The following is a 21,741-nucleotide window of genomic DNA, read 5'->3' as shown; positions in this document are numbered from 1 at the left end:
GCGCTAGGTCCGCCGCACGATGACGCGCTGCAGGGCGATGAACGCCAGCAGCAGGGCGCCGATCACGATCTTGGTCCACCAGGAGGACAGCGTGCCCTCGAACGAGATCAGCGTCTGGATCGTGCCCAGCACCAGCACGCCGACCACCGAGCCGATGACGAACCCGACACCGCCCGACAGCAGGCTGCCGCCGACCACCACGGCGGCGATGGCGTCCAGCTCCATGCCGACGGCGTGCAGGCTGTAGCCGGAGAGCATGTAGAGGCTGAACAGCAGGCCGGCCAGGGCCGAGCAGAAACCGCTGATCACGTACACGCCGATCTTGACCCGGGTGGTGGCCAGGCCCATCAGCCGCGCGGACGACTCGCTGCCGCCCACCGCGTACACCGTGCGCCCGAACCGGGTCAGGTGCAGCACGTACACCGCGGCCAGCACCGTCACCAGCGCGATCACCACGCCATAGGTGATGTTCACGCCGCCGGGCAGCTCGATCGTGCCGGTGGCCAGCGAGCGGAACGTCTTGTCCTTGATCGAGACGGACTCGACGCTGATCACGAAGCACAGGCCGCGGGCCAGGAACATGCCCGCCAGGGTCACGATGAACGGCTGCACGCCGAACCGGTGGATCACCCAGCCCATCGCCAGCCCGAGGCCGGAGCCGACCGCCAGCACCGCGACCACCACCAGCAGCGGCGGCCACCCGGCGCGCAGGCCCGCCGCCGCGACCATCGTCGACAGCGCCACCACCGAGCCGACCGACAGGTCGATGCCGCCGGTCAGGATCACGAACGTCATGCCGACCGCGAGCACGATCAGGAACGCGTTGTCGATGAACAGGTTCGCCACCACCTGACCGGACGCGAACCCCTCGTACCGCACCGAGCCGACGCCGAACGTCGCCACGAACACCACGAACGTCGCGATCACCGGCAGGAACCGCGACGGCACCCGCCGCAGGCCGCCGGCCGGGGCCGCCTTCGGGGTCGACTTCTCCCCGGCCGTCGTCGTCGCCGTCATCGCAGAGCCACCCCTTGCCTCACCCGGATCCTGATCGGCGCCTGCACCAGGCACACCGCGATCACCACGACCGCCTTGAACACCAGCGTGATCTCCGGCGCGATGCCCGCGGTGTAGACCGTCGTGGTCAGCGTCTGGATGATCAGCGCGCCCAGCAGGGTGCCGGTCAGCGAGTACCGGCCGCCCGCTAGCGACGTGCCGCCGATGACCACCGCCAGGATCGCGTCCATCTCGATCCACAGGCCGGCGTTGTTGGCGTCCGCCGCGCTCACGTTCGAGCTGATCATCAACCCGGCGATGCCCGCGCACAGCGCCGCGAACACGTACACGGTCCAGATGATCGTGCGCGACCGCACGCCCGCGAGCCTGCTGGCCTCCGGGTTCACGCCGACCGACTCGATCAGCATCCCCAGCGCCGTCTTCCGGGTCGCCAGCGCGACCAGGCCCAGCACCGCGAGGCTGATCAGGATCGCGATCGGCAGCACCAGGAAGCCCGCGCCCACCTGCCGGTAGGTGGGGGAGTCCACGGTGATGATCTGGCCCTCGGTGATCAGCATCGCCACGCCGCGCCCGGCCGTCATCAGCACCAGGGTGGCGATGATCGGCTGGATGCCCAGCACCGAGACCAGGAACCCGTTCCACAGCCCCAGCACCGCGCACAGCGCCAGCGCCAGGCCCATGCCGACCCACGCGTTGCCGCCGGAGGCGATGTGCGTGCACGTCACCGCGCCCGCGATCGCCGCCACCGCGCCCACCGACAGGTCGATGCCCCGGGTGGCGATCACCAGCGTCATGCCCAGCGCGATCAGCAGCGTCGGCGCGCCGTTGCGCAGGATGTCCACCAGGCTGCCGAACAGCGCGCCGTCCTGGATCCGCAGCGAGAAGAACGAGGGCGTGACCACCACGTTCAGCAGCAGCAGGGCGACCAGGGCCAGGATCGGCCACAGCAGTCGGTTCTTCACGAGGCCACCGCCTTGTCGATCGGCGTCGCGAGGACCTCGGACCCGGCGGGCTCGTCGACGTGACCGGCGATCAGCCCCATCACGTCGTCCACGCCGGCGTCGCCGCCCAGCTCGGCCACCATCTTCCGGTCGCGCATCACCACCACCCGGTCGGAGATGCGGACCACCTCCTCCAACTCCGCGGAGATGAACAGCACCGCCATCCCCTCGGCGGCCAGCTCGGCCACCAGCTTCTGGATCTGCGCCTTCGCGCCCACGTCGATGCCGCGCGTGGGCTCGTCCAGGATCAGCAGCCGGGGCTTGGTCACCAGCCACCGCGCCAGCAGCACCTTCTGCTGGTTGCCGCCCGACAGGTTGCCGACCAGCTTCTCCGGGTCCGCCGGACGGATGTCCAGCACCTCGATGTACTTGGCCACCAGCTCGTCGGCCAGCTTGCGCGGCACGGGCCGGGCCCAGCCGCGGGCCGCCTGCATCGCCAGGATCAGGTTGTCGCGCACGCTCAGCTCGGCCACGATGCCCTCGGCCTTGCGGTCCTCCGAGGAGAACGCGATGCCCGCCGCGATCGCCGCCCGCGGCCCGGTCAGCCGCAGCGGCTCGCCGTCCACCAGCACGCGGCCCGAGTCGGCCTTGTCCGCGCCGTAGAGCAGCCGCGCCACCTCGGTGCGGCCCGAGCCCAGCAGCCCGGCCAGGCCCACGACCTCGCCCGCGCGGATGGTCAGGTCGAACGGCTCGACGCTGCCCTTGCGCCCCAGCCCCTCGGCCACCAGCAGCGGCTCGCCGGGGGTGCCCGAGCGGTGCTCGATCTCCTCCAGCAGGCCGACCTCGCGGCCCAGCATCGCCGAGACCAGGTCGAGCCTGCTCAGGGAGGCGGTCAGGTGCTCGCCGACCAGGCGGCCGTTGCGCAGCACGGTCATCCGGTCGGAGATCTCGTAGACCTGCTCCAGGAAGTGCGTCACGAACAGCACCGCGACGCCCTCGTCGCGCAGCACCCGGATGATCCGGAACAGCTCCGCGACCTCGTCGGCGTCCAGGCTGGAGGTCGGCTCGTCCAGCACCAGCACCCGCGCGTCGACGGCCACCGCCCGCGCGATGGCCACCAGCTGCTGCACCGCGATCGGGTGACTCTCCAGCACCGACCCCGGGTCGATGTCCAACCCGATGCGCGCCAGCAGCTCCGCCGAGCGCTTGCGCATGGCCTTGCCGTCGATGCGCCCGAACTTGCGCGGCTCACGGCCGAGCAGGATGTTCTCCGCCACGGTCAGGTTCGCGCACAGGTTGACCTCCTGGTACACCGTGCTGATCCCCGCCGCCTGCGCCTGCGCGGGCCCGCCGAACGACACCGCCTCGCCCGCGTACCGGACCTCGCCGGCCGCCAGGCGGTGCACGCCGGTCAGGGCCTTGATGAGCGTGGACTTGCCCGCTCCGTTCTCGCCCATGAGAGCGTGGACCTCACCGGGGAACAGCCGGAAATCCACCTCCTGGAGGGCCTTCACACCGGGGAACTCCACCGAGATGCCCCGCATGTCCACGACCGGCTCGGTCACCGGACAACTCCCCTCACAAAGCTGGCTGTCGCCTCCGCGCCACGCTCCGGGACGGCGGGAGGCCGGCCGCCCCGTCCGGGTGATCCGGGAGCGCGGCCGGGTGCGGCCCCCGCCACCACACCCGGAGGGTGGCGGGGACCGCGGTCTGGGATCGGTACCTGCGGATGGCTGCCCGCGGGTGTGCGCCCGCGGATCGCCACCGCGGACCAGTATCCGCGGGATCGCCGCCACGGATCAGTATCCGCGGACGACGGGCGCGGACGCTCGCCCGAAGGTCGCCACCCGCGTGCGGTTCTCCGCAGCACCTGCGGGCAGGTCTCCGCCGATCGCTCTCCACGGCTCGCTTTCCGCGGCTCGCGGCCTTCGGGTTGTCGCCCGTGGATCGCCGGCCGTGGATCGCCGGCCGTGGTCGCGTCCCGCGGGTTGCCGCCTGCGGTTCGCGACCTGCGGATCACTGCCCGCCGGTGGCGACCTGCGGATCGCTACCCGCCGATGGCGACCTGCGGGTTGCCGCCCGCAGATCGCCATCCGCGAATCGCCGCCCGCGGAAGCCGTCCGCGGATCAGTACTTGCGCTCGGGGAGCGCGGCCTTGGCCTGCTCGGGCGTGAACGTGGTCTCCTCGGTCACGACCCGCGGCGGCACCTCTTCGCCGGCCACGACCTTCTTGGCCAGGTCCATCAGCTGCTTGCCCAGCAGCGGGTTGCACTCGACGATGAAGTTGATCTCGCCGGCGGCCAGCGCGGTCATGCCGTCCTTCACCGCGTCCACGGTGATGATCTTGATGTCCTTGCCCGGCACCTTGCCCGCGGCCTTGATCGCCTCGATCGCGCCCAGGCCCATGTCGTCGTTGTGCGCGTACACCACGTCGATGTCCGGCACCGACTTCAGGAAGGCCTCCATGACCTGCTTGCCACCCGAGCGGGTGAAGTCACCGGTCTGCGAGGCCACGACCTTCAGGTTCGTGCCCGCGATGGCCTTCTCGAAGCCCTCCTTGCGGTCGATCGCCGGCGCGGCGCCCGTGGTGCCCTGCAGCTCCACGACGTTGGTCGCGTCCCCGGCGTTCTCCTTCAGCCACTCGCCGGCCTTCTTGCCCTCCTCCACGAAGTCGGAGCCCAGGAAGGTCTTGTAGAGCGAGGTGTCCTCTGAATCGATCGCGCGGTCGGTCAGGATCACCGGGATGTTGGCCCGCTGGGCCTCCAGCAGCACCGTGTCCCAGCCGGTCTCCACCACCGGGCTGAACGCGATCACGTCCACCTTCTGCTGGATGAACGACCGGATCGCCTTGATCTGGTTCTCCTGCTTCTGCTGCGCGTCGGAGAACTTCAGGTCGATGCCCGCCGCGGCGGCCTCGTCCTGGACCGACTTGGTGTTGGCGGTGCGCCACCCGCTCTCCGCGCCCACCTGGGCGAAACCCATGGTGATCTTCCCGTCGTCGGCGCCCGACGACCCCGCGTTCCCGGAATCTCCGGAGCCGCACGCGGTCAGCGCGGCCAACAGGACCGCGCTGGCGGCGGTCGCGATCTTCTTGAGCACTGGTCTTCCTCCGTGTGAACCCGGGACACTTGCGGGGACGGCGAACCGCGTGACGGTGGTCACCTGGGCCACAAGAGTGAACGTTCACAATCGCCACGTCAACCCCCTCGAAACGTCAACTTTGCACGCTTGACATGTTTGGAGAGGCGGACATATGTTAGCGCTCACTTTTGTGACTCAGCGCACGTCAACACCCGGACGTCCTGTTCACGCCGCGCGGTGAACGCCGCGCTCGACGACGAGAGCGACGCCCCATGTTCTCCCTTCGCCACCGTCCACGCACCACCGCGACGGTCGTCATCGCGGCCCTGGTCGCCGCGATGACGGGCGGCACCACCGCCACCGCCGCCGACGACGGCCCGACCGACGGGCTGGTCGCGCACTACCCGCTCACCGAGACCGCGGGCGCCGTCGCCCAGGACACCTCGGGCCACGACCGCGACGCCACCGTCCTCGGCGACGCCACCCCGGCCGGCGCGGACGGCCTCCAGCTCGGCGGCACCAACGGTCACGTGAAGCTGCCCGACCACCTCCTGCGCGACCTGACCGAGGTCAGCGTCTCGCTGGAGGTCCGCATCGCACCGGACCAGGCCACGCCGTACTTCATCTGGGGCCTCGGCAACTCCTCGGGCAGCTCCGGCAACGGTTACCTGTTCACCACCGGCAACGCCTACCGCACCTCCATCGCCACCGGCAACTGGTCCACCGAGCAGACCGCGACCGCGGGCCGCGACCTCGCCCGCGGCGTGTGGAAGACGCTGACCTACACCCTCGCCGACGGCACCGCCGTGCTCTACGAGGACGGCGTGGAGGTCGCCCGCAAGACCGGCGTCACCACCACCCCGGCGATGATCGGCAACGGCAGCACCACGGCCAACTACATCGGCCGCTCCGTCTACAGCGGCGACCGGCACCTCAAGGGCGCGGTCAGGGACTTCCGCCTGTACGACCGGGGCCTCACCGCCGCCGAAGCCCACGACCTCGGCTTCGTCCCGGTCGAGGAGAAGGCCCGCCGCGACCTGGCCGCCCTCGACCTCGGCGACCTGTCCGCGGTCACCGCGAACCTCACCCTGCCCACCACCGGCCCGTACGGCTCGGTGATCACGTGGCGGTCGAGCGACCCGCGGCACGTGACCGATCAAGGCGTGGTCACCCGCCCCGCACCGGGCGCACGCCCGGCCGCGGTCACCCTCACCGCGAGCGCCGCCGACCAGACCCGCGCGTTCCAGGTCACCGTGCGCCCCGAGCTGACCGACCGCCAGAAGGTCGACGAGGCCGCCGCCGCCCTGACCGTGTGGAACCCCCGGGACATCCGCGGCAACATCACCCTGCCCACCACCGGCCTCCACGGCACCCGGGTGACGTGGAAGACGACGAAGCAGCGGGTGATCACCGAGACCGGCGAGGTCACCCGCCCCGCCCACGGCGAGCGCCCGGAGCACGTGACCCTCCTGGCGGTGGTCCAGAGCGGCAAGCGGAAGGCCGTCCGCGCCTTCCCCGTCACCGTCACGCCGCTGCCGCAGGAGCAGCCGTACGAGGGCTACCTGTTCGGCTACTTCACCGGCGAGGGCACCGCCACCGGCGAGCAGGTGTACTTCGCCGCCAGCCGCGGCAACGACGCGCTCAAGTGGGACGAGCTCAACAACGGCAAGCCGGTGCTCACCTCCTCCCTCGGGGACAAGGGCGTGCGCGACCCGTTCATCATCAGGTCGCCGGAGGGCGACAAGTTCTACCTCATCGCCACCGACCTGAAGATCCACGGCAACGGCAACTGGGACTTGGTGCAGCGCAAGGGAAGCCGCTACATCGAGGTGTGGGAGTCCACGGACCTGGTCACCTGGTCGCAGCAGCGCCACGTGCTGGTGTCACCGGAGACGGCGGGCAACACCTGGGCGCCCGAGGCGTACTACGACGAGTCCATCGGTGCGTACGTCGTCTTCTGGGCCTCCAAGCTCTACGCCGCGGACGACCCCCAGCACACCGGCAACACCTACAACAAGATGCTCTACGCGACCACCCGCGACTTCCGCACCTTCTCCGAGCCGAAGGTCTGGGTGGACCCGGGCTACTCGGTCATCGACTCGACCGTGATCAAGCACGGCGCGGAGTACTACCGCTTCACCAAGGACGAGCGGAACAACACCTCCAGCACCCCGTGCAGCAAGTTCGTCCTGGCCGAGAAGTCCACGCAGCTGCGCGACACCTCCTACGACTTCGTCGCCGACTGCATCGGCAAGGGCTCGATCAACCAGGGCGAGGGCCCGACGGTGTTCAAGTCCAACACCGAGGACAAGTGGTACCTGTTCATCGACGAGTTCGGCGGTCGCGGCTACGTCCCCTTCGAGACCACCGACCTCGCCTCCGGGAAGTGGCAGCTCGCCACCGGTTACGAGCTGCCCAGCCGCCCGCGCCACGGCACCGTCCTGCCGGTGACCAAGGCCGAACTGGACCGGGTCCGCGCCGCCTACCCCTGACATCCCTCTGGCACCACCTCCAGCCCCACCACCACTTCCACCTCCGAGACCAGCGGCCGGCCGCACCGACATCCACGACGCGGCCGGCCGCACCCCAACTCCGATCCACGTCCCGACCCAGGCCCCGACCCGGGCCCCGACCTGGATCCCCAGACCTGACACCGAGGCCCACCGCCGCACCAGACGCGGTCGGAGGGCCGGGCGACGTCCGCGAGGTGCCACCGGCGCCCCGCACGACACGACCGACGCCTCACGGGACGCGGTCAGCGAGCCACGGGGGTCGGATCACGTTCCGCAGAGGCCTGGCGGGGTCCTCACGCGGAACACGACCGAAGCCCCACAGCCGCTGACCACGCCACCGGGAGGCGTGGCCGGTACTCCGCGGGGTGCTGCCGCGCCCTGCGGAGTACGGCTCGACCGATCAACTGCTCGACTGACTGCCCGCTCGACTGACTGACCGACTGCCTGAACGACTGCCTGCCTGGCGGACCGACTGCCTGGCCGCCTGCTTGATCAACCAGCCGACCGACAACACCAACCGCACCAGGCCAGGCTGGTGGGACTGGTCGTTTGGCCTAGCTGGTTGGCCCGACTGGTTGGCCTAGCTGGGGGACCCGGCTGGTTGGGCTGACTGGTTGGCCTGGAGGTTTGACCCGGCTGGTTAGGCCGGCCGGCGCGGCTGGTGGTTTGGCCCGGATGGTCGGGCCGGATGGACCGGCTGGTCGGTAGGCCCGATCGGTAGGCATGGCCGGTCCGGTCGACCGGACCGGCCTGGCTGGTCATCCCGGCCGGTGGGCCCCGGTCATCGCGCCCCTGTCCGCCTCACGTTCCCGTTCGCCTCACGTCCCTGTCCCCGCACCTCCCTGCTCACGCCCGACCCGGTACGGCCTCACCTGGACCGTGATCGGGGGCGGGCCCGACCGAGTACGCGTTGCTTTTCCCTGATCTCACTGGAGCACGCATGTCCCGCGTAGTGATGGCCGCGGCGCTCGTCGCCGGGTTGCTCGTCGCCGTGCCCGCGTCCGGCGTGGCGGCCGACACCGACTACACCCTCACCATCGACCCGACCGGCAAGGGCGCCTCGATCGACGACACCATGTACGGCGTCTTCTTCGAGGACATCAACCGCGCCGCGGACGGCGGTCTGTACGCCGAGTTGGTGCAGAACCGGTCGTTCGAGTACAGCACCGCCGACAACACCGCCTACACCCCGTTCACCGGGTGGGCCCCGACCGGCGGCGCCCTCGACGTGGTCAACGACGACGGTCGCCTGAACGAGCGCAACCGCAACTACCTCCGGGTCGGGCTGCCCGCCGGGCTCATCAACGCCGGGTACAACTCCGGCATCAACGTGGAGAAGGGCAAGCGGTACAACTTCTCCGTCTGGGCCCGCACGGACCAGGCCGCCGGCACCCCGCTGGAGGTCGGCCTGACCGACCCGGCGGGCAAGGAACTCGCACCGAAGCTGAAGCTCCAGGTGCGCGGCGACGGCTGGACCAAGTACACCGGCGTCCTGACGGCCCGGGAGTCCTCCACCACCGGACGCCTGCTGGTGACCGGCGGGGGCACGGGCACGCTCCGGCTGGACGAGATCTCGCTCTTCCCGCAGGACACCTTCAAGGGCCGCCCGAACGGCCTGCGCAAGGACCTCGCCGAGAAGATCGCCGCCCTCGAACCCGGGTTCGTGCGCTTCCCCGGCGGCTGCCTGGTGAACACCGGCAGCCACTACGGCTACGACGCCTCCTCCAACTGGGAGCGCAAGCGCTCCTACCAGTGGAAGGACACCATCGGCCCGGTCGAGCAGCGCGCCACCAACGCGAACTTCTGGGGCTACAACCAGTCCTACGGGCTCGGCTACTACGAGTACTTCCAGTTCTCCGAGGACATCGGCGCGATGCCGCTGCCCGTGGTGCCCGCCCTGGTGACCGGCTGCGGCCAGAACCGCGCCACCAACGACCCGGCGCTGCTCCAGCGCCACATCCAGGACACGCTCGACCTGATCGAGTTCGCCAACGGCCCGGCCGACTCGACCTGGGGCCGCAAGCGCGCCGAGATGGGCCACCCGGAGCCCTTCAACCTGACCCACGTCGGGGTCGGCAACGAGGAGAACCTGCCCGACGCGTTCTTCGAGCGGTTCACGCAGTTCCGCGCCGCGATCGAGGCGAAGTACCCGGACATCACCGTCATCAGCAACTCCGGCCCCGACGACACCGGCGGCACCTTCGACCGGCTCTGGCAGCTCAACCGCGACGCCGGCGTCGAGATGGTCGACGAGCACTACTACAACAGCCCGAGCTGGTTCCTGGAGAACAACAACCGCTACGACGCCTACGACCGCAACGGCCCCAAGGTCTTCCTCGGCGAGTACGCCTCCCAGGACAACCGCTTCCACAACGCCCTGGCCGAGGCCGCCTTCATGACCGGCCTGGAGCGCAACGCCGACGTGGTCAAGCTCGCCTCCTACGCGCCGCTGCTGTCCAACGAGGACTACGTGCAGTGGCGGCCCGACATGATCTGGTTCAACAACCACGCCTCTTGGGGCTCGGCCTCCTACGAGGTGCAGAAGCTGTTCATGACCAACGTGGGCGACCACGTGGTGCCCAGCACGGCCTCCGGCACGCCCTCCACCCTCGAACCCATCACCGGCGCCATCGGCCTCTCGACCTGGGCCACCGCCGCTGCCTACGACGACGTGAAGGTGACCTCGGCGGCGGGTGAGGAGCTGTTCCGCGACGACTTCTCCGCCGGCGCGAACAGGTGGACCGGCACCGGCAGCGGCAACTGGAGCGTGGTGAACGGCGCGTACGTGCAGTCCGACGCCGCCGCCGAGAACACCCTCGTGACCGCCGGCGACCACGGCTGGCGCGACTACACGCTCAACGTCAAGGCCACCAAGCAGTCCGGCCGCGAGGGCTTCCTGGTCGCCTTCGGCGTCCGGGACACCGGCAACTACTACTGGTGGAACCTCGGCGGCTGGAACAACACCCAGTCCGCGGTGGAGAAGGCCGAGGGCGGGGCGAAGAGCACCGTCCTCACCAACGGCACCACCATCGAGACCGGTCGCGCCTACGACCTCCGGATCGAGGTGCGCGGCCGCAACGTGAAGCTCTTCCTGGACGGGCAGAAGTGGGGCGAGTTCACCGACGATAAGCGCGCCGAGCCCTTCCGCCAGGTGGTCACCCGCGACCAGAAGACCGGCGACCTCATCGTCAAGGTGGTCAACGCCCAGGCGAACGCCGCCAAGACCAAGATCGACCTCGGCAGGGGCTCCTGGGTCCTGCCCACTGCCCAGGCCACCGTGCTGGAGGGCCTGCCGGACGACGTGAACACCGAGCACACGCAGCCGATCAAGGCGCGCAAGGCGCAGGTGCGGGTGTCCGGCTCGTTCACGCACACCTTCCCCCCGCACTCCGTGACCTTCCTGCGCCTCAAGGACAAGCGGCGATGACGACCGATGGGCGAACGTCGAATTCCTCATGCCGCAACGGTATCGAACACCTGTTCGAAAAGGGTGCGAAGGCACCGATGATCACCCGATCCGGCGACCTGCCGAGCCGTCCCCGATTGGAGCTCCCGTGACCCTCGACCGCAGATCCCTCTTCCGCGCCGGCGGCGCGCTGGCCGTGGTGGGCGGCCTGCCCGCCTCCGCGGCGCTCGCCTCGGCCGAACCGGGCGCGGAGCCCCGCGGCCAGGTCCGGGAGGAAGCCGGGCTGCCCACCCGCAACCCGCTGGTCGAACAGCGCGCCGACCCGTTCATCACCCACCCCGTGGACGGCATGTACTACCTCACCGGCTCCGTGCCGGAGTACGACCGCATCGTGGTGCGCGGCGCGTCCACCCTGGACGGCCTGGCCACGGCCCGGGAGCGCACCGTCTGGCGGCGGCCCGCGTCCGGGCCGATGGGCGGCTACATCTGGGCACCGGAGCTGCACCGCATCGGCGACAAGTGGTACATCTACTTCGCCGCCGGCGACTCCGACCAGCCGTTCCGCATCCGCACCTACGTGCTGGAGTCGGCCAACGCCGACCCGCGCGAGAGCGGCTGGGTGCTGCGCGGGCAGATGGTCACCGCCTGGGACACCTTCACCCTCGACGCCACCACCTTCGAGCACCGCGGCAAGCGGTACTTCCTGTGGGCGCAGAGCGAACCGGGCATCAACACCAACAGCAACCTCTACATCGCGGAGATGGCCTCGCCGCTGGCGCTCAAGACCGCGCCGGTGCGCATCGCCACGCCGACCCTGAGCTGGGAGGTCCAGGGCTTCCGGGTCAACGAGGGCCCGGCGGTGCTCGTCCGCAACGGCCGGGTGTTCGTCACCTTCTCGGCCAGCGCCACGGACGCCCGCTACTGCATGGGCCTGCTCACCGCCGACGAGAACGCCGACCTGCTCGACGCGCGGTCGTGGACCAAGACGCCCACGCCGGTCTTCACCACGAACGACGCCACCCGCCAGTACGGCCCGGGGCACAACTCGTTCACCACGGTCGGCGACCAGGACGTGCTGGTCTACCACGCCCGCGACTACCGGGACATCACCGGCGACCCGCTGTTCGACCCCAACCGGCACACCCGCGTGCAGCGGCTGTACTGGAACGACGACGGCACGCCCGGCTTCGGCGTGCCCGTGGGCGAGGGCGGCCCGGCGGTGCGCCTCGCGCCGGTGGACTCGCCGCACCTGCGCGTCCGGCACTACGACTACCGCCTGCGGGTCGACGGCAACGTGCGCGAGCTGGGCGACTCGCAGTTCCGGTTCGTGCCCGGCTTCCTGGGCGCGGGCACGACCGCGGTGCAGTCGGTCAACTTCCCCGACCGCTACGTCCGGGTCGACGGTGCCTCGCTGCGGGTGGACCCGTACGAGGACGCCGACGCCTACGGGCGGCTCGCCTCGTTCGAGCGGGTGGAGGGGCTGGCCGACCGCGGCGGCGTGTCGCTGAGGTTGGCCGGCGACCGGTCGGCCTACCTGGCGCACGACGGCTCCGGGCGGCTGGTGGTGGCCAAGCCGGGCGGCGACCGGCGGGCGCGGGAACGGGCGACTTTCCGGCTCGACTGATCAAACCCGCCGGTAGCGACGGTCCCTGGTGGACAATGGGCAGGAAGCACCTTCACGGCGAAGAACACGTGTTATCGCTAACATCGAGGGTGCACGGCAATGAGCAGAGATGGGGCGGTAGTGGAGCAGAAGACCTCGCGCGATCCCGCGATGACGGATGTCGCCCGGCTCGCCGGGGTCTCGCACCAAACGGTGTCGAGGGTGCTCAACGGGCATCCCAACGTGCGGGAGCAGACCCGGCTGCGGGTGCGCGCGGCCATCGCCGAGCTGGGCTACCGGCCCAACAAGGCGGCCCGCGCGCTGGTCACCGGCCGTTCGCAGCTCATCGGGGTGGTGGCGCAGAACTCGACCCTGTACGGGCCCGCGTCGCTGCTCGCGGCGTTCGAGCAGGCGGCGGCGGAGGCCGGGTTCGCGGTCAGCGTGGGCCGGGTCAACGTGCTGGACCGCGCGTCGATCTCCGCGGCCGTGGAGCGGCACCGGGACCAGCGGGTGGCGGGCATCGTGGTGATCGCGCCGACCGCGTCGGCCAACGACGCGGTCGGCGACGTCTCCGCCGGCATCCCGCTGGTCACCGTGGACGGCGACCCGGAGCGGTCGACGCCGCTGGTGACGGTGGACCAGGCGGCGGGCGCGTTCGAGGCGACCCGGCACCTGCTGGAGGCCGGACACCGCACGGTGTGGCACGTCTCGGGCCCGCCGGACTGGTTCGACAGCGCGGGCCGCGTGCGCGGCTGGCGGTCGGCGCTGGAGGGCGCGGGCGCGGAGGTGCCGCCGCTGGTGCCCGCGGACTGGAGCGCGGCCTCCGGCTACCGGGCGGGGCAGATGCTGGCGCGGATGCCCGAGGTGACCGCGATCTTCGCGGCCAACGACCACCTGGCGCTGGGCATCCTGCGGGCGATGAGCGAGCGCGGTCGCAACGTGCCGCGCGACGTGAGCGTGGTCGGCTTCGACGACGTGCCCGAGGCCGCCTACTTCATCCCGCCGCTGACCACCGTCCGGCCCGACTTCGACGCGGTCGCCCGCGAGACCCTGGGCCTGCTGCTGGCGCAGGTCGGCGACGGCGAGGTGGGCGCCTCGCAGCGCACCATCGCACCGACCCTGGTGAAGCGGGACAGCGTCGCGCCACCCGCCTGACCCACCGCACGCGGGGTTGCGCGCCCGGCACTCGCCGGGCGCGTAATTCTTTCGTGCTCCGCGAACGGTGCCCGGCACCCTAGGCTGGACCGTGACCGCGTATCCGGCCCGGCCTCGTTGTGCACGTTCACCAGGCTGTTAAGAGCACGTTGCGGGCGGGTCTTGACGTGATGAATGTTAGCGATAACACTGCCCTCCATGGCGAGTGAACCGTTGGTGGTGGGTGTCGACTTCGGCACGTTGTCCGGCCGCGCGGTCGTGGTGCGGGTGCGGGACGGCGCGGAGCTGGGCACAGCGGTGCACGAATACCGGCACGGGGTGCTGGACCGGGCGTTGCCCGACGGCCGCCCGCTGCCGCCCGACTGGGCGCTCCAGGTGCCCCAGGACTACGTGGACGTGCTCAAGAACGCGGTCCCGGCGGCTATCGCGGACGCGGGCGTCGACCCGGCCGACGTGGTCGGCATCGGCACGGACTTCACCGCGTGCACCATGGTCCCCACGACGGGTGACGGCACGCCGCTCAACGAGCTGCCCGAGTTCGCGGGCAACCCGCACGCCTACGTCAAGCTGTGGAAGCACCACGCCGCGCAGGGCCAGGCCGACCGGATCAACGCCCTGGCCGAGCGGCGCAAGGAGGCCTGGCTGCCCCGCTACGGCGGCCTGATCTCCTCGGAGTGGGAGTTCGCCAAGGGCCTCCAGCTGCTGGAAGAGGCGCCCGAGGTCTACGCGGCCATGGACCACTGGGTCGAGGCCGCCGACTGGATCGTGTGGCAGCTGTGCGGCACTTACGTCCGCAACGCCTGCACGGCCGGCTACAAGGGCATCTACCAGGACGGCTACCCCTCGACGGAGTTCCTCGAGGCGCTCAACCCCGATTTCGGCGGCTTCGTCGCCGACAAGCTCGACCACCCGCTGGGCCAGCTCGGTGACAAGGCGGGCGCGCTCACCGCCGAGGCCGCCGCGTGGACGGGCCTGCGCGAGGGCATCGCGGTCGCCGTGGGCAACGTCGACGCGCACGTCACCGCCCCCGCCGCGCGGGCCGTGGAGCCCGGCCAGATGGTCGCGATCATGGGCACGTCCACGTGCCACGTGATGAACGGCGACGTGCTGCGCGAGGTGCCCGGCATGTGCGGCGTGGTCGAGGGCGGCATCGTCCCCGGCCTGTGGGGCTACGAGTCGGGCCAGAGCGGCGTCGGCGACATCTTCGCCTGGTTCGTCGAGCACAACGTGCCGGCGTCCTACCACGAGCGGGCGCGCGAGCGCGGGATCTCGGTCCACGACCTGCTCACCGAGCTGGCGGCGGAGCAGCGCATCGGCGAGCACGGCCTCATCGCGCTGGACTGGCACAGCGGCAACCGCTCGGTGCTGGTCGACCACGAGCTGTCCGGCCTGATCCTCGGCCAGACCCTGGCCACCCGCGCCGAGGACACCTACCGCGCCCTGCTGGAGGCCACCGCCTACGGCACGCGCGTGATCGTCGACTCCTACACCGACGCGGGCATCCCGGTGACCGAGCTGGTCATCGCGGGCGGCCTGGTCAAGAACCGCCTGCTGATGCAGATCTACGCCGACGTGACCAACCTGCCGCTGTCGGTGATCGGCTCCGAGCAGGGCCCGGCGCTCGGCTCGGCCATGCACGCCGCGGTCGCGGCGGGCGCCCACGCGGACATCCGGGCGGCGGCCGACGCCATGGGCTCGGTCCAGCGCGGCGTCTACCGGCCGATCCCGGAGAACGTCGAGGCCTACGAGCGGCTGTTCGTGGAGTACCAGGAGCTGCACGACCACTTCGGGCGCGGCGCCAACGAGGTCATGCACCGGCTCAAGGCCATGCGCCGCGCCGCGAAGGGTGAGAGCTGATGTCCGTCCTGGAGGACCTGCGTCGCACGGTCTCCGACCTGCACCGGGAGCTGACCCGCTACGAGCTGGTGATCTGGACGGCGGGCAACGTCTCGGCCCGCGTGCCCGAGCGGGACCTGATGGTGATCAAGCCGTCGGGGGTGTCCTACGACGACCTCGGCCCCGAGGCGATGGTCGTCACCGACCTGCACGGCAACCTCGTCGAGGGCGACCTGGCGCCGTCCTCGGACACCGCCGCGCACGCCTACGTGTACCGGCACATGCCCGAGGTGGGCGGCGTGGTGCACACCCACTCGCCTTACGCCACCGCGTGGGCGGCGAGGGGCGAGCCGATCCCGTGCGTGCTCACCATGATCGCCGACGAGTTCGGCGGCGACATCCCGGTGGGCCCGTTCGCCCTCATCGGCGACGACTCGATCGGTCGCGGCATCGTGGAGACGCTGCGCACGAGCCGCTCCAAGGCGGTGCTCATGCGCAACCACGGCCCGTTCACCGTCGGCAAGGACGCCCGCTCGGCCGTCAAGGCCGCGGTGATGCTGGAGGACGTGGCGCGCACCGTCCACTTCGCGCACCAGCTGGGCAAGCCCGAGCCGATCGAGCAGCACCACGTCGACAGCCTTTACGCGCGCTACCAGAACGTCTACGGGCAATGAGCCCACGAGGGGAGCTCCGCATGTCCTCTGCTGCTGCGAAGCCGCAGGTCTGGTTCCTGACCGGGAGCCAGCACCTCTACGGCCCGGACACGCTCGAACAGGTCGCCCAGCAGTCGCAGCAGATCCAGCGGATGCTCACGGGGTCGGGCCGGATCTCCGCCGAGATCGTGTGGCAGCCGGTGCTGACCGACACCGCCGCGATCCGCGACGTGATGCTGGCCGCCAACAGCGACCCCACGTGCATCGGCGTGATCGCCTGGATGCACACGTTCTCGCCCGCCAAGATGTGGATCACCGGGCTGGACGTGCTGCGCAAGCCGCTGCTGCACCTGCACACGCAGCTGAACGAGGCGCTGCCGTGGGCGACCATCGACATGGACTTCATGAACCTCAACCAGGCCGCCCACGGCGACCGGGAGTTCGGGTTCATCCAGACCAGGCTCGGCGTGGCGCGCAAGACCGTCGCCGGTCACGCGAGCGACCCGCGGCTGGCCGAGCGCATCGACGGCTGGGTCCGCGCGGCCACCGGTCACCACCACCTGAACGGGCTGAAGCTGGCCCGCTTCGGGGACAACATGCGGGGCGTGGCGGTCACCGAGGGTGACAAGGTGGAGGCCGAGCTGCGCTTCGGCGTCAGCGTCAACACCTACGGCGTCAACGACCTGGTCGAGGTCGTGGACGCGGTGCCCGACGACGAGGTGGACCTGCTGGTGGCCGCCTACGCGGACACCTACCGGCTCGCGCCCGCGCTGGCCAAGGGCGGGGACCGGCACGACTCCCTGCGCTACGCCGCCCGCATCGAGGCCGGCCTGCGCCGGTTCCTCACCGAGGGCGGCTTCGGCGCGTTCACCACGAACTTCGAGGACCTGGGCGGGCTGCGGCAGCTCCCGGGCCTGGCCGTGCAGCGGCTGATGGCCGACGGCTACGGCTTCGGCGGCGAGGGCGACTGGAAGACCTCGGCGCTGCTGGCCGCGGTCAAGGCGATGGGTGCGGGCACCGGCCGCGGCACCTCGTTCATGGAGGACTACACCTACCACTTCGGCCCCGGCGAGCCGAAGATCCTCGGCGCGCACATGCTGGAGGTCTGCCCGACCATCGCCGCCGACCGGCCCAGCTGCGAGATCCACCCGCTGGGCATCGGCGGCCGGGAGGACCCGGTGCGGCTGGTGTTCGACGCGTCCGCGGGCCCCGCCGTCGTGGTGGGCCTGGCGGACCTGGGCGAGCGCTTCCGCCTGGTGGCCAACGAGGTCGAGGTCGTGCCGCCGGACGAGCCGCTGCCGAACCTGCCCGTGGCGCGCGCGGTGTGGAAGCCCGCGCCGTCGCTGTCCACCTCGGCCGAGTCGTGGCTGACCGCGGGCGGCCCCCACCACACCGTGATGACGCAGGCGGTGGGCGCGGAGACGTTGAACGACTTCGCGCAGATGGTGCACACGGAGCTGGTCGTCATCGACCGCGACACCACCACCGCCTCGTTCACCGACCGCCTGCGCTGGAACCAGGCGTACTACCGGCTCGCGCAGGGCCTGCGCTAGCAGCACCGCCAAAGGGAGAGAGAGAAACGATGAGGTTTCCGCGGATCGCCGCCATCGCCGCGGCCGGTTTGATGCTCGCCGCGTGCGGGTCGGCGGAGAAGACCGTCGACCAGCAGGGCGGGTCCACCGAGGGCGCGCTGGTCGGCGTGACCATGCCGACCCGCTCCTCGGAGCGCTGGATCCACGATGGCGACAACATCAAGAAGGCGCTGGAGGAGAAGGGCTACCAGGTCGACCTCCAGTACGCCGAGAACGACATCCCCACGCAGGCCAACCAGATCGAGAACCAGATCACCAAGGGCGCGAAGCTGCTCATCGTCGCCTCGATCGACGGCACCGCGCTGACCAGCCAGCTCCAGCAGGCCGCCGACTCGAAGATCCCGGTCATCTCCTACGACCGGCTGATCCGCAACAGCCCGAACGTGGACTACTACGCCACGTTCGACAACTTCGAGGTCGGCGTCCAGCAGGCCACCTCGCTGCTGACCGGCCTGAAGGTGGTCAACGCCGACGGCAGCCCCGGCACCGCCACCGGCCCGCTGAACATCGAGCTGTTCGCGGGCTCGCCCGACGACAACAACGCCACGTTCTTCTTCAACGGCGCGATGTCGGTGCTCCAGCCGCACATCGACAAGGGCACCCTGGTGGTCAAGAGCGGCCAGACCGACTTCCGCACCGTGTCCATCCTGCGGTGGGACCCGGCGACCGCCCAGCGGCGCATGGAGGACATCCTCACCTCCACCTACCAGGGCGGCCAGCAGGTCCAGGGCGTGCTCTCGCCCTACGACGGCCTGTCCATCGGCATCCTGTCCGCGCTCAAGAGCAACGGCTACGGCACCTCCGGCAACCCGTACCCGGTCGTGACCGGCCAGGACGCCGAGGTCGCCTCGGTGAAGTCGATCATCGCCGGTGAGCAGTACTCGACCATCCAGAAGGACACCCGCGAGCTGGCCAAGGTGACCGTGGACATGGCCGACGCGGTGCTCAAGGGCAACAAGCCCCAGGTCAACAACGAGAAGGACTACGACAACGGCGACAAGGTCGTCCCCTCGTACCTGCTGGAGCCGGTGATCGTCGACAAGAACAACTACAAGCAGGTCCTCGTCGACTCGGGCTACTACACCGAAGACCAGTTGAGGTAGTCGAGGGCATGTCCGACGACATTTTGGTGATGCGCGGCATCACCAAGCGGTTCGGCGGGGTCACCGCGCTGCGCGACGTCTCGCTCTCCGTGCGGCGCGGTGAGATCCACGCCATCTGCGGCGAGAACGGCGCGGGCAAGTCCACGCTGATGAAGGTGCTCTCCGGCGTGCACCCGCACGGGTCCTACGAGGGCGAGATCGCCTTCGAGGGGCAGCCGTGCGCGTTCGGCGGCGTGCGCGACAGCGAGCGGCGCGGCATCGTGATCATCCACCAGGAGCTGGCGCTGTGCGGCCAGCTCTCCATCGCGGAGAACCTGTTCCTGGGCAACGAGCGGGCCACGCGCGGCTTCATCGACTGGAACCGCACCAACCACGCGGCGGGCGAACTGCTCGCCCGCGTGGGCCTGCACGAGAACCCCACGACGCCGGTGCACGACCTGGGCGTCGGCAAGCAGCAGCTCGTGGAGATCGCCAAGGCGCTGGCCAAGGACGTGCGGCTGCTGATCCTGGACGAGCCGACCGCGGCGCTGAACGACGACGACTCGGCGCACCTGCTGGACCTGCTCGACGGCCTGCGCGAGCAGGGCGTCACCTCGGTGATCATCTCGCACAAGCTCAACGAGGTGAAGCGGATCGCCGACAGCATCACCATCCTGCGCGACGGCCGCACGATCGAGACGCTGCCCGCCCGCGAGGTGGACGAGGAGCGGATCATCTCGGGCATGGTCGGCCGCGACCTGGAGCACCGCTTCCCGCCCCGCACCCCGAAGGTGGGGGAGGAGGTGCTGCGGATCGAGGACTGGACCGTGCACAGCCCGTCGCAGCCGGACCGCGTGGTGGTGGACCGGGCCAACCTGGTGCTGCGGCGCGGCGAGATCGTCGGCCTGGCCGGCCTGATGGGCGCGGGCCGCACCGAGCTGGCGATGAGCGTGTTCGGCCGCTCCTACGGCGTCGGCGTCTCGGGCCGGGTGGTCAAGGACGGGCGCGAGATCGACACGCGCACCGTCCGCCGGGCCATCCGCAACGGCCTGGCCTACGTCAGCGAGGACCGCAAGCGCTACGGCCTCAACCTCATCGAGGACGTCAAGCGCAACGTGTCCGCGGCCGGGCTCAACCGGCTCGCGAGCCGGGGCTGGGTGGACGAGAACGAGGAGTTCTCGGTCGCCGAGCGGTTCCGCCGGTCGATGAACATCAAGACGTCGGGCGTCGGCACGCAGGTCGGCACGCTGTCCGGCGGGAACCAGCAGAAGGTCGTGCTGGCCAAGTGGATGTTCACCGAACCGGACGTGCTCATCCTCGACGAGCCGACGCGCGGCATCGACGTGGGCGCGAAGTACGAGATCTACTCGATCATCAACGAACTGGCCGACCAGGGTCGCGCGGTGCTGGTCATCTCCTCCGAGCTGCCGGAGCTGCTCGGCCTGTGCGACCGGGTGTACGCCCTGTCCGAGGGCCGGATCACCGGTGAGCTGACCCGTGCCGAAGCCACCCAGGAACGCCTGATGCACCACATGACCCAGGGGCAGACCTCATGACCACCAAGACCGCGGCGACGCCGGTCAAGGAGCAGGCGGGGCCGCAGCGGCGGTTCACGATCAACCTGCGGCAGTCCGGCATCTACGTGGCGTTCGCGCTGATCGTGGCGCTGTTCGCGGTGCTCACCGACGGCGCGCTGCTCCAGCCGCAGAACATCTCCAACATCATCGTCCAGAACTCCTACGTGCTGATCCTGGCCATCGGCATGATGCTGGTGATCATCGGCGGCCACATCGACCTGTCGGTGGGGTCGGTGGTGGCGCTGACGGGCGCGGTCTGCGCGGTGCTCACCGTGCAGATGGGCCTGCCGTGGTGGCTCGCGGTGCTGATCACGCTCCTCACGGGCGCGGTGATCGGCGCGGCGCAGGGGTACTGGGTGGCGTTCTTCGGCATCCCGGCGTTCATCGTGACGCTGGCGGGCATGCTGGTGTTCCGCGCGCTCACCCTGACCGTGCTGGGCAACCAGGGCATCGGCCCGTTCCCGGAGCAGATCCGCACCCTGGCCAACGGCTTCACCTCCGGCTACCTGGGCAACGTCGGCCTCGGGCCGCTGGGCGGCGCGGACCTGGTGAGCCTGCTGGTCGGCGTCGCCGTGGTGGCCGGGTTCGCGTTCACCCAGTGGCGCAAGCGCAAGGCGCGGCTGGGCTACGGGCAGGTCGTGGACCCGTTCCCGGTGTTCGTGCTGAAGATCGCGCTGGCGGCGGCGGTCGTGCTGGCCGTCGTGGTGCAGCTGGCCCGGTTCCGCAACCTGCCGTGGGTGCTGGTGGTGCTCGCGGTGCTGGTGATGGGCTACTCGGTGATGGCGGACCGGTCGGTGTTCGGCCGGCACATCTACGCCATCGGCGGCAACCTCCAGGCGGCCACGCTGTCCGGCGTGAAGGTCAAGCAGGTGACCTTCTGGGTGTTCGTGAACATGGGCGTGCTGGCGGCGCTGGCGGGCATCATCTTCGCGGGCCGGCTCAACCAGGCCGGGCCGACCGCGGGCACCTCGTTCGAGCTGGACGCGATCGCGGCGGCGTTCATCGGCGGCGCGGCGGTGCAGGGCGGCGTGGGCAAGGTGGTCGGCGCGATCACCGGTGGCCTGATCATGGGCGTCATCAACAACGGCATGTCGCTGATCGGCGCGCCGAGCGAGCGGGTCATGCTGGTCAAGGGCCTGGTGCTGCTCGTCGCGGTCGCCTACGACGTGTGGACCAAGCGGCGGTCGTGACCCGGGGCGCCGTCGAGGGCCCGGCCCCTTGACGGCGCTCCGCCCATCCGCTGTACTACCCCTCTGGGAACGCTCCCAGGCGCGACCGGCGCTCC

At 70.5% G+C, this 21,741-nt stretch carries 14 protein-coding genes; 10 read left to right on the top strand and 4 right to left on the bottom strand.

The window, feature by feature from the left end:
- Window positions 1-3 precede the first annotated feature (3 nt).
- From yjfF to ACFV4N_RS09890, 4 genes are all read right to left on the bottom strand, one after another.
- On the bottom strand, window positions 4-1,017 hold the full coding sequence (yjfF, locus tag ACFV4N_RS09905) for a galactofuranose ABC transporter, permease protein YjfF (protein WP_499672102.1): 1,014 nt from the start codon (window positions 1,015-1,017) through the stop codon (window positions 4-6).
- The gene (locus tag ACFV4N_RS09900; protein WP_499672101.1) at window positions 1,014-1,979 is read right to left on the bottom strand and encodes an ABC transporter permease; all 966 of its coding nucleotides are present in this window, start codon (window positions 1,977-1,979) and stop codon (window positions 1,014-1,016) included. Before ACFV4N_RS09900 ends, yjfF begins: the two co-directional genes overlap by 4 nt.
- Entirely contained in the window at window positions 1,976-3,502 is a 1,527-nt protein-coding gene (locus ACFV4N_RS09895; RefSeq protein ID WP_499672105.1) for a sugar ABC transporter ATP-binding protein, read from the bottom strand. Before ACFV4N_RS09895 ends, ACFV4N_RS09900 begins: the two co-directional genes overlap by 4 nt.
- A 583-nt stretch (window positions 3,503-4,085) precedes the next feature.
- Entirely contained in the window at window positions 4,086-5,057 is a 972-nt protein-coding gene (locus ACFV4N_RS09890) for an ABC transporter substrate-binding protein (RefSeq protein WP_499672100.1), read from the bottom strand.
- Between the two features lie 254 nt (window positions 5,058-5,311).
- On the opposite strand from ACFV4N_RS09890, the gene ACFV4N_RS09885 reads away from it, so the two are divergent.
- The 10 genes from ACFV4N_RS09885 (at window position 5,312) to mmsB (ending at window position 21,646) form a co-directional block, all read left to right on the top strand.
- Complete coding sequence (locus ACFV4N_RS09885) at window positions 5,312-7,531, top strand: immunoglobulin-like domain-containing protein (protein WP_499672099.1); 2,220 nt, start codon at window positions 5,312-5,314, stop codon at window positions 7,529-7,531.
- A gap of 961 nt (window positions 7,532-8,492) precedes the next feature.
- A complete protein-coding gene (locus ACFV4N_RS09880) occupies window positions 8,493-10,979 on the top strand; it encodes an alpha-L-arabinofuranosidase family protein (protein WP_499672098.1) in 2,487 nt (828 codons plus the stop codon).
- Between the two features lie 127 nt (window positions 10,980-11,106).
- Window positions 11,107-12,582 (top strand): family 43 glycosylhydrolase, encoded by a 1,476-nt coding sequence (locus tag ACFV4N_RS09875; RefSeq protein ID WP_499672097.1) that lies wholly within the window; start codon window positions 11,107-11,109, stop codon window positions 12,580-12,582.
- Between the two features lie 99 nt (window positions 12,583-12,681).
- Complete coding sequence (locus ACFV4N_RS09870; protein WP_499672096.1) at window positions 12,682-13,716, top strand: LacI family DNA-binding transcriptional regulator; 1,035 nt, start codon at window positions 12,682-12,684, stop codon at window positions 13,714-13,716.
- 198 nt (window positions 13,717-13,914) lie between these two features.
- Entirely contained in the window at window positions 13,915-15,573 is a 1,659-nt protein-coding gene (gene araB / locus ACFV4N_RS09865) for a ribulokinase (protein ID WP_499672095.1), read from the top strand.
- On the top strand, window positions 15,573-16,226 hold the full coding sequence (locus ACFV4N_RS09860) for an L-ribulose-5-phosphate 4-epimerase (protein WP_499672094.1): 654 nt from the start codon (window positions 15,573-15,575) through the stop codon (window positions 16,224-16,226). The genes araB and ACFV4N_RS09860 overlap by 1 nt, the downstream gene beginning before the upstream one ends.
- A gap of 20 nt (window positions 16,227-16,246) precedes the next feature.
- Window positions 16,247-17,758 carry an L-arabinose isomerase gene (araA, locus tag ACFV4N_RS09855; RefSeq protein ID WP_499672093.1) on the top strand — a complete coding sequence of 504 codons (1,512 nt, stop codon included), beginning with the start codon at window positions 16,247-16,249 and terminating at the stop codon, window positions 17,756-17,758.
- 29 nt (window positions 17,759-17,787) lie between these two features.
- Complete coding sequence (gene chvE / locus ACFV4N_RS09850) at window positions 17,788-18,900, top strand: multiple monosaccharide ABC transporter substrate-binding protein (protein ID WP_499672092.1); 1,113 nt, start codon at window positions 17,788-17,790, stop codon at window positions 18,898-18,900.
- Between the two features lie 8 nt (window positions 18,901-18,908).
- A complete protein-coding gene (gene mmsA / locus ACFV4N_RS09845; protein ID WP_499672091.1) occupies window positions 18,909-20,435 on the top strand; it encodes a multiple monosaccharide ABC transporter ATP-binding protein in 1,527 nt (508 codons plus the stop codon).
- Window positions 20,432-21,646, top strand: coding sequence for a multiple monosaccharide ABC transporter permease (gene mmsB / locus ACFV4N_RS09840; protein ID WP_499672090.1), 1,215 nt, complete (start codon window positions 20,432-20,434; stop codon window positions 21,644-21,646). The genes mmsA and mmsB overlap by 4 nt, the downstream gene beginning before the upstream one ends.
- Window positions 21,647-21,741 lie beyond the last annotated feature (95 nt).

The sequence above is a fragment of the Actinosynnema sp. NPDC059797 genome, from assembly GCF_042732085.1.
In the GTDB taxonomy this organism is placed as follows: domain Bacteria; phylum Actinomycetota; class Actinomycetes; order Mycobacteriales; family Pseudonocardiaceae; genus Actinosynnema.
Note: the sequence above shows the minus strand (reverse complement) of the source record. Positions and strands in the feature narration are given on the sequence as shown.

Excerpts from the sequence above, each read along its gene's own strand:
- yjfF (WP_499672102.1), bottom strand. The coding sequence starts at position 1,017 with ATGACGGCGACGACGACGGCCGGGGAGAAGTCGACCCCGAAGGCGGCC.
- ACFV4N_RS09895 (WP_499672105.1), bottom strand. The coding sequence starts at position 3,502 with ATGCGGGGCATCTCGGTGGAGTTCCCCGGTGTGAAGGCCCTCCAGGAG.
- ACFV4N_RS09885 (WP_499672099.1), top strand. The coding sequence starts at position 5,312 with ATGTTCTCCCTTCGCCACCGTCCACGCACCACCGCGACGGTCGTCATC.
- ACFV4N_RS09880 (WP_499672098.1), top strand. The coding sequence starts at position 8,493 with ATGTCCCGCGTAGTGATGGCCGCGGCGCTCGTCGCCGGGTTGCTCGTC.
- ACFV4N_RS09870 (WP_499672096.1), top strand. The coding sequence starts at position 12,682 with ATGAGCAGAGATGGGGCGGTAGTGGAGCAGAAGACCTCGCGCGATCCC.
- araB (WP_499672095.1), top strand. The coding sequence starts at position 13,915 with ATGGCGAGTGAACCGTTGGTGGTGGGTGTCGACTTCGGCACGTTGTCC.
- ACFV4N_RS09860 (WP_499672094.1), top strand. The coding sequence starts at position 15,573 with ATGTCCGTCCTGGAGGACCTGCGTCGCACGGTCTCCGACCTGCACCGG.
- araA (WP_499672093.1), top strand. The coding sequence starts at position 16,247 with ATGTCCTCTGCTGCTGCGAAGCCGCAGGTCTGGTTCCTGACCGGGAGC.
- chvE (WP_499672092.1), top strand. The coding sequence starts at position 17,788 with ATGAGGTTTCCGCGGATCGCCGCCATCGCCGCGGCCGGTTTGATGCTC.
- mmsA (WP_499672091.1), top strand. The coding sequence starts at position 18,909 with ATGTCCGACGACATTTTGGTGATGCGCGGCATCACCAAGCGGTTCGGC.
- mmsB (WP_499672090.1), top strand. The coding sequence starts at position 20,432 with ATGACCACCAAGACCGCGGCGACGCCGGTCAAGGAGCAGGCGGGGCCG.